9 protein-coding genes are annotated in these 7,242 nt (G+C 65.8%); 4 read left to right on the top strand and 5 right to left on the bottom strand.

Going from position 1 to position 7,242, the window contains the following annotated elements:
- Positions 1 to 117 precede the first annotated feature (117 nt).
- From C5E41_RS33320 to C5E41_RS16210, 4 genes are all read left to right on the top strand, one after another.
- The gene (locus tag C5E41_RS33320) at positions 118 to 384 is read left to right on the top strand and encodes a transposase (protein ID WP_146097572.1); all 267 of its coding nucleotides are present in this window, start codon (positions 118 to 120) and stop codon (positions 382 to 384) included.
- On the top strand, positions 384 to 1,142 hold the full coding sequence (locus C5E41_RS16220) for an IS3 family transposase (RefSeq protein WP_104376650.1): 759 nt from the start codon (positions 384 to 386) through the stop codon (positions 1,140 to 1,142). The genes C5E41_RS33320 and C5E41_RS16220 overlap by 1 nt, the downstream gene beginning before the upstream one ends.
- On the top strand, positions 1,100 to 2,059 hold the full coding sequence (ku, locus tag C5E41_RS16215; RefSeq protein WP_104376649.1) for a non-homologous end joining protein Ku: 960 nt from the start codon (positions 1,100 to 1,102) through the stop codon (positions 2,057 to 2,059). Before C5E41_RS16220 ends, ku begins: the two co-directional genes overlap by 43 nt.
- 194 nt (positions 2,060 to 2,253) lie before the next feature.
- Positions 2,254 to 3,039, top strand: a complete 786-nt coding sequence (locus C5E41_RS16210) for an RDD family protein (protein WP_104376648.1) — start codon at positions 2,254 to 2,256, stop codon at positions 3,037 to 3,039.
- Between the two features lie 110 nt (positions 3,040 to 3,149).
- Here the strand turns inward: C5E41_RS16210 and C5E41_RS16205 are convergent, their stop codons facing one another.
- The 5 genes from C5E41_RS16205 to C5E41_RS16185 all read right to left on the bottom strand — a co-directional run bounded on the left by C5E41_RS16205 (position 3,150) and on the right by C5E41_RS16185 (position 7,241).
- Positions 3,150 to 4,412, bottom strand: coding sequence for an acyl-CoA dehydrogenase family protein (locus C5E41_RS16205; protein ID WP_104376647.1), 1,263 nt, complete (start codon positions 4,410 to 4,412; stop codon positions 3,150 to 3,152).
- 124 nt (positions 4,413 to 4,536) lie between these two features.
- A complete protein-coding gene (locus C5E41_RS16200) occupies positions 4,537 to 4,974 on the bottom strand; it encodes a DUF4189 domain-containing protein (RefSeq protein ID WP_104376646.1) in 438 nt (145 codons plus the stop codon).
- A 98-nt stretch (positions 4,975 to 5,072) separates the two neighbouring features.
- Positions 5,073 to 5,444 carry a metal-sulfur cluster assembly factor gene (locus C5E41_RS16195; protein WP_104376645.1) on the bottom strand — a complete coding sequence of 124 codons (372 nt, stop codon included), beginning with the start codon at positions 5,442 to 5,444 and terminating at the stop codon, positions 5,073 to 5,075.
- Positions 5,437 to 5,934, bottom strand: coding sequence for a Fe-S cluster assembly sulfur transfer protein SufU (gene sufU, locus C5E41_RS16190; RefSeq protein ID WP_104376644.1), 498 nt, complete (start codon positions 5,932 to 5,934; stop codon positions 5,437 to 5,439). The genes C5E41_RS16195 and sufU overlap by 8 nt, the downstream gene beginning before the upstream one ends.
- A 47-nt stretch (positions 5,935 to 5,981) precedes the next feature.
- Positions 5,982 to 7,241: a cysteine desulfurase gene (locus C5E41_RS16185; protein WP_104376643.1), complete on the bottom strand. Its 1,260-nt coding sequence runs from the start codon at positions 7,239 to 7,241 to the stop codon at positions 5,982 to 5,984.
- Position 7,242 lies beyond the last annotated feature (1 nt).

Raw genomic sequence — 7,242 nt, 5'->3', positions numbered from 1 at the left:
GTTCCAGAGTCACCCCGTCCTCACGCTGACGGGCCACGCGCACGACATCGTCGCGGAACTCTTTCGGGTAGGGCTTGGGCACGATGACATCCTTCCAGGCCCGCCGGTTGGCCAGCCATGTCGGTTGTCACCTATCCGTGCAGCAGTCCCGTTGCCCGTGAGCTGGGTATTCACGAGAGTTTGCTGGGGACGTGGGTCAAAGACGAGCGGCGCAGGATCGCCGCCGCCGAGATCCACGGCGAAAAGCCCCTGGATGCCGCTGAGCGAGCCGAGTTGCAGCGACTGCGAAGGCAGGTCGCTGAGCAGGACAAAGACATCGCGTTCCTGAAAAAAGCGTCGGCGTACTTTGCCGCGATGCAGACGAACCGGCCCGGTTCGATCTGATGGCCGAGTACGCCGGCCCCGACACTGTCACCGGCGTTGCCGGTACTGAACAGCCTGCAGGGCACCGGTTTTCGATCCGCCGAATGGCACGACTGCTGCAGGTGTCGAAATCGGGCTACTACGCATATGTGAAGCGCAGGGCGGCAACGGTTCTCACCGACCGCCAGCAGCGGCGGGCGGACCTGGAAACGAAGATCGTCACCGTTCATCGCGAATCGCACGGCACCTACGGATCACCGCGGATAACCGGCGAGTTACGTGATCGGGGCGAGCGAGTCTCGGCCAAGACCGTCGCCAAGATTATGGCGTCGGCCGGGCTCGAAGGGATCAGTCCCCGCACGTTCAAAGTGCGCACCACCGTGGCAGATCCCGCGGCATCGTTCCCGCCGGACCTGGTGGAACGCCGCTTCGACCGGGGCCGGCCCGACGCTGTCTGGACGACCGATATCACCTATCTGACCTGTGGTGAAGGCGACATGTTCCTCTGCGCGATCCGCGACGGCCACACCCGCAAAGTCCTCGCCTACACTCTGGCCGATCATATCGGCGCCGACATGGTCACCGACGCCATCGCCCACCTACAGGACGTCCACAGGACGTCACAGATCCACAAACAGCAACAAACAGCAACCAGCAACACTGACCAACAACCACGAACCCGCAGGTCGCGCCGCTTCGCCGGACAAAACCAACCGGTCATCAGTAGCATCGAAGAATGCGATCGATCTGGAAGGGTTCCATCGCGTTCGGGCTGGTGAATGTCCCGGTGAAGGTTTATACCGCGACCGAGGACCATGACATCAGGTTTCATCAGGTCCATGCCAAGGACGGCGGACGGATCAAATACGACCGTGTCTGCACGGTGTGCGGGCAGTCGGTGGCCTTCGCGGATATCGACAAGGCGTACGAGTCGCCCGAGGGCGACAAGGTGATTCTCACCGACGAGGATTTCGCGAAGTTGCCGGTGGCCGAGAAGCACGAGATACCGGTGCTGCAGTTCGTGCCCTCCGAGCAGATCGATCCGATCCTGTTCGACCGCAGTTACTACCTCGAGCCGGACTCCACGACACCCAAGGCGTACGTATTGCTCGCGAAGACGCTCGATCAGGTGGATCGGGTCGCTCTGGTGCATTTCACGCTGCGGCAGAAGACGCGGCTGGCGGCGCTGCGGGTGCGTGACGGGGTGCTGGTGTTGCAGACACTGCTGTGGCCGGACGAGGTGCGGGCCGCCGAATTCGAATCGCTCGATGATGCCGCCGCGCCGCGCTCGCAGGAGGTCGCGATGGCGCAGACGCTGGTCGACAGCATGTCGGAGGATTTCGATCCCGATCAGTACACCGACGAATATCAGATCGAGCTGAAGAAGCTGCTCGACGAGGCCATCGAATCCGGGTCCGACCGCGTCACCCGCCACGAAGAAGCCGAACCCGCGCAGATGGATGCCGAGGTGGTCGATCTGGTGGCCGCGCTGCAGCGCAGCCTCGAAGCCACCGGCCGCGGTGGGGAATCCGGAAAGCCGAGCCGGAGCCGCGCCTCGAAGTCCGCGGCCAAGTCGACCGCGAAGGCGACCACGAAGCGGGCCGCGGCGAAATCGAGCGGCACCAAATCGGCGAGCAAGTCGACGGCGAAGAAGGCGGCGCCCAAGGCCACCAAACAGACGCGCAAGGGGGCGTAGACGCGCGTCCGCGCCGATTCCGAGGTATTCGCCGAATCGGGCAATCGTGAGATATCCGACTGTTCAGCGCGCCCATTTCGCGCGGGTCGGCCATACTTTGGCGGGGCCTGGCGGTTACCGTACGGTGCAATCACAGTTCGACCCGGTCGGGGCCCGGATCGTCCCCGTACCACCAGCTTCCGGAGGAACCACATATGACCAACCCGTCGGACCCGAACGGCCCGTACGGCCAGCCGGGGCAACCGGGCTACGGGTATCCGCCCGCCGGCCAGCAGCCGGGCTACGGCGCACCCCCGCCGGGCTACGGCGCGCCGGCACCGGGCTACGGCACCCCGCCGCCCGGATACGGGGCTCCGCAACAGGGATACGGCACCGCTGCTCCGGGATACGCTGCGGCGCAACCGAATTACGGCGCTCCCCCGCCCGGCGCCGGCTATCCTCCCGCTGGATCGGGATACGGCTATCCGCAACCCGGTTACGGTCCGCCGGCGCCCTACGCGAGCTGGATCGCACGGGTCGGCGGTTACCTCGTCGACGGGCTGATCATCGGCGTGCCGTTCGGCATTCTGTACGGGCTGGCAATCGGCCTGGGCACCAAGGACCTCGACTGCTCGAGTAGCGACGACTCCTACGGCTCCACGTACTCCTACTCCAGCACCTGCACGGGCGGCGGCATGACGGCGGTCGGCATCATTCTGATGTTGCTGGCGTTCCTGGTCATGGCCGCGGCGGCGCTGTACCTGATCTATCTGGAAGGCACCACCGGGCAGACTCCGGGTAAGAAACTGGTCGGCATCCGCGTGATCAAGGAAGCCGACGGCCAGGTGCTCGGTTTCGGTATGGCCTTCGTGCGCAAGCTCTGCCACATTCTCGACAACGCCCTGTGCGGCCTCGGCTATCTGTGGCCGCTGTGGGACGAGAAGAACCAGACCTTCGCCGACAAGATCGTCGGCACCATCGTGGTGCAGGCTCAGCAGTAACGTCGCCACCCAGCGCTGTCACGGCCCCGCGGTCCCCTCACCGGACGCGGGGCCGTTTCCGTGCACGTGGAAAGCCCCGATCTTCTCCGAACTCCTTCGAGGCCGCAGCCTCACACGCCTTTGGGCGCACGGGAGGACATGAATCCGAACAGGTAGCCCGCTACTCGCCGCATCTGAATCTCCTCCGCTCCCTCGGTGATTCGATAGCGGCGGTGGTGGCGGTAGATGTGTTCGAACGGCTGGTGGCGGGAATAGCCGAGGCCGCCGTACACCTGCATGGCACGATCGGCTGCCTCACAGCACAAACGGTTGGCCCAGTAATTGCACATCGACACCTGTTCGGAAGCGGCGAACGTGCCGTGACGATCCATGGTCCAGGCGGTCTTGTGGATCAGCGTGCGCAACATCTCGCACTGGGTGTGCAATTCGACCAGCGGGAACTGGATCGCCTGATTGTCGGCGAGCGCTTTACCGAAGGGCTTGCGCTCCTTGGCATACGCCACCGCCCGGTCGATGCAGTATTGCGCCGCCCCGAGGCTCGACGCCGCCTGGCGAACCCGGTTCTCGTTGAAGAAATGCTGGACAACCGCCAGCCCGCGGCCCTCGGGTCCGAAGACGGCGTCGGCGCCGACGCGCACGTCGCGCAGGGTGACCCGCCCGTGATCGGTGGGCATGTTGAAGGTCCACAGGTATTCCTCGACCGTGAACCCGCGGGTATTGGGCGGCACCAGGAACGCGGTGATACCGGTGCCGTCACCCGCCTCGCCGGCGGTGCGCGCGAAGATCAAATCGGCGTCGGCGGTGTGAATGCCGGTATTCCAGGTCTTCTCGCCGTTGATCACCCAGCCGTCGCCGTCGCGCACCGCCCGGGTGTCCATATGGGTGGCGTCGGAACCGTGTTCGGGTTCGGTGATGCCGAAGGCGAAGAATTTCGTACCCGCCGCCAGGCCCTCCACCCACTCCGCCTGCTGTCGCGGCGAACCGTATTCCAGCATCAGCAGCAGGCCCACGTTGTTGGCGACCACGGCATGTTCGTTCTGCAGATCGCAGTGCAGGCCGAGACCCCGGCGGGCGAGGTGTTCGCGGATGACGGCCATATCGAGGTTGGTGCCGCCGCGGCCGCCGAATTCGGGTGGAAAGGCGTAGCGGTAGTGCCCGGCGGCATCGGCGCGGCGGCGGGTCTCGGCGAGCAGATCCTCCCACTCGGCACTGGGCAGCCCGCCGCGATCCCAGTCGGTGCGCGCGTCTTCACGGCGGTGGTCGAAGAAGCGGATGTTGTCGTTCTCACGCTCGAGCGGCACGATCTCGCGGTCGATGAAGGCATCCAGTTCGGCCAGATAGTCGCTGAGCTCGGAGGGGATGTCGAAATCCACTGCTGCTCCTACCGTTTCGGCCGGTCCGGCAATTCGGCACTCACGATATCGCGCAGCTGGCCTTCTCGGGGAAACAATGGCGGCCGCCCTGCGATCCAGGGCGGCCGCCGTTGGTGTGAAACGATCAGTGCGCGTTCGCGGTGCAACTGCTCAAGGCGATGTTCGCCGGGCGCGGGCTCGCGCTCCCCAGGTCGGGGAACGGCGGGGCGCTCGGCCCCAGGAAATCCCTCGCCTGCTTCTCCGCCTCGACCTGGGTCGGACCCCAGCCGACTGCGATCCGGCCGTCCGCTCCCTGGGCGACAGCACCGCAGCCGTTGCTGAAATCCAAGATGACGCGGCAATCACCACGACCACAGTGCGCCCGAGCCGCAGCATCCGCGCTGGGCGCGTCGGCGAAGTTGGTGGCCGCGGCCACCACTCCGCTGCTGTCGGAGTAGGCGATCGCACCATGCAGGTCACCGTCGGCCTGAGCCGAACCGGCGGCACCGGCCACCGCGAAACCCGCACCGGCGACGGCCGCGACGACCGCCGAGCGGACGCGCCGCGTAAACATATGGGACATCCGTGAATCCACCCCGTTCAAGTCTGCGTACCGGACGCAGGCGATCCTGCTCCTCGGCGACCCCGAATGTCCACTTCCCCCCTACCCGGTGGCGAGAATCAGACCGTGAAGCCCAGTGCGCGCAGCTGTTCGCGCCCGTCGTCGGTGATCTTGTCCGGCCCCCACGGCGGCATCCAGACCCAGTTGATCTTCAGATCCTCCACCAAACCGCTGCGCACCAGCGCGTTTCGCGACTGATCCTCGATGACGTCGGTGAGCGGGCAAGCCGCGGAGGTGAGGGTCATGTCGAGAACGGCCACGTCCTCCTCGACCCGCATCCCGTAGACCAGTCCCAGATCGACCACGTTAATGCCGAGTTCGGGGTCGACGACGTCACGCATCGCCTCCTCCATATCCTCGAGCAGCGCGATCTGTTCCTGGGAGAGTTCGGCCTCGGTGTTCGGCTGTTCGGTTGCCGGCGTCTCAGTCATGACGTTCCCCATTTCCGGCGGACCCGTTGTCCATGGTCCGCTTGGTCTCTTCGGCCGAGGTTATCCGCACCACGGCGTCCTTGAACGCCATCCAGCCCAGCAGGGCACATTTCACCCGGGCCGGATATTTCGCCACCCCGGCCAGCGCGATACCGTCGCCGATCACATCCTCGTCGCCCTCGACCGTGCCGCGGCTCGAGATCATCTCGCTGTAGGAGTCGACCACCTTCAGCGCCTGCTGCACGGGCTGGCCGATGACCTGATCGGTGAGGATCGACGTGGCGGCCTGGCTGATCGAGCAGCCTTGCCCGTCGTAGGACACATCGGCGACGTCACCGTTGTCGTCGATGTGCACCCGCAGGGTCACCTCGTCCCCGCAGGTCGGGTTGACGTGATGCACCTCGGCGCCGAACGGCTCCCGCAGCCCGCGGTGGTGCGGATGCTTGTAGTGGTCCAGGATCACTTCCTGGTACATCTGTTCCATACGCATTGCGAAATCTCACGCCCCGTTCACTGGTCGCTCGCGCTCACCTGAATTCAACGGTCGGCCACCCCGAAGAATTTCTGTGCCTTACGGACCGCGGCCACCAGCGCCTCCACCTCGTCCAGGGTGTTGTAGACCGCGAAGGAGGCCCGGGCGGTGGCGGGTACGCCGAGCCGGCGCATCAGCGGCCAGGCGCAATGGTGCCCGACCCGGATGGCGACGCCCTCGTCGTCCAGGATCTGACCCACGTCGTGCGGGTGGATTCCGTCGACCACGAACGACACCGCGCCACCGCGGTCCACGTTCTCGGCCGGCCCCACGATGGCTACGCCGTCGATCGCGCCGAGTCCCTCCAGGGCGGCGCCGACCAGCGTATGTTCGTGCGCGGCAACGGCATCCATCCCGATCGCGTCGAGATATCGCACGGCCGCGCCCAATCCGACCACCTGCGAGGTCATCGGCACGCCGGCCTCGAACCGCTGCGGCGGTGCCGCGTAGGTGGTCGCCTCCATGGTGACCGTCTCGATCATGGATCCGCCGGTGATGAACGGCGGGGTCTCCTCGAGCAAGGCGTACCGGCCGTAGAGCACACCAACACCGGACGGACCCAGCATCTTGTGCCCGGAGAACGCGGCGAAATCGACGCCGAGCTCACGGAAGTTCACCGGCATATGCGGGACGGATTGGCAGGCGTCGAGCACCACCAGAGCGCCGACCGCCTTGGCCCGGCGCACCATCTCGTGCACGTCGGCGACCGCACCGGTCACATTCGACTGATGCGTGAACGCGACGACCTTGGTCGCGGGCGTCAGCTCCAGTGAATCCAGATCGATGCGCCCGTCGTCGGTGATGCCATACCACTTCAGGGTGGCGCCGGTGCGACGCGCGAGTTCCTGCCACGGAACGAGGTTCGCGTGATGCTCCAGTTCGGTGATCACGATCTCGTCGCCCGGTCCCACGTGGTACGGGAAGCGGTCGTCGGAGAACGAATACGTCACCAGGTTCAGCGATTCGGTGGCGTTCTTGGTGAAGACGATCTCGTTCGCCTCCACCCCCACGAAGCGCGCGATGTCGGCCCGAGCGCCCTCGTAGGCGTCGGTCGCCTCCTCGGCGAGCTGATGCGCGCCGCGGTGCACGGCGGCATTGGAGTGGGTGAGGAATTCGCGTTCGGCGTCCAGGACGGCCAGCGGTCGCTGCGAGGTGGCCCCGGAATCCAGGTACACCAACGGTTTTCCGTCACGCACCGTCCGGTTCAGGATCGGGAAATCGGCCCGGATCCTGGCGACGTCGAGTGTGCGTGTCACAGCGGTCATA

The organism is Nocardia nova (genome assembly GCF_002933465.1).
Classification (GTDB): Bacteria; Actinomycetota; Actinomycetes; order Mycobacteriales; family Mycobacteriaceae; genus Nocardia; species Nocardia nova_B.
This window is presented reverse-complemented; position numbering and strand designations above follow the sequence as displayed.

Excerpts from the sequence above, each read along its gene's own strand:
- ku (WP_104376649.1), top strand. The coding sequence starts at position 1,100 with ATGCGATCGATCTGGAAGGGTTCCATCGCGTTCGGGCTGGTGAATGTC.
- C5E41_RS16195 (WP_104376645.1), bottom strand. The coding sequence starts at position 5,444 with ATGACTGAGACGCCGGCAACCGAACAGCCGAACACCGAGGCCGAACTC.
- sufU (WP_104376644.1), bottom strand. The coding sequence starts at position 5,934 with ATGCGTATGGAACAGATGTACCAGGAAGTGATCCTGGACCACTACAAG.
- C5E41_RS16185 (WP_104376643.1), bottom strand. The coding sequence starts at position 7,241 with ATGACCGCTGTGACACGCACACTCGACGTCGCCAGGATCCGGGCCGAT.
- C5E41_RS33320 (WP_146097572.1), top strand. The coding sequence starts at position 118 with ATGTCGGTTGTCACCTATCCGTGCAGCAGTCCCGTTGCCCGTGAGCTG.
- C5E41_RS16220 (WP_104376650.1), top strand. The coding sequence starts at position 384 with ATGGCCGAGTACGCCGGCCCCGACACTGTCACCGGCGTTGCCGGTACT.
- C5E41_RS16200 (WP_104376646.1), bottom strand. The coding sequence starts at position 4,974 with ATGTCCCATATGTTTACGCGGCGCGTCCGCTCGGCGGTCGTCGCGGCC.
- C5E41_RS16210 (WP_104376648.1), top strand. The coding sequence starts at position 2,254 with ATGACCAACCCGTCGGACCCGAACGGCCCGTACGGCCAGCCGGGGCAA.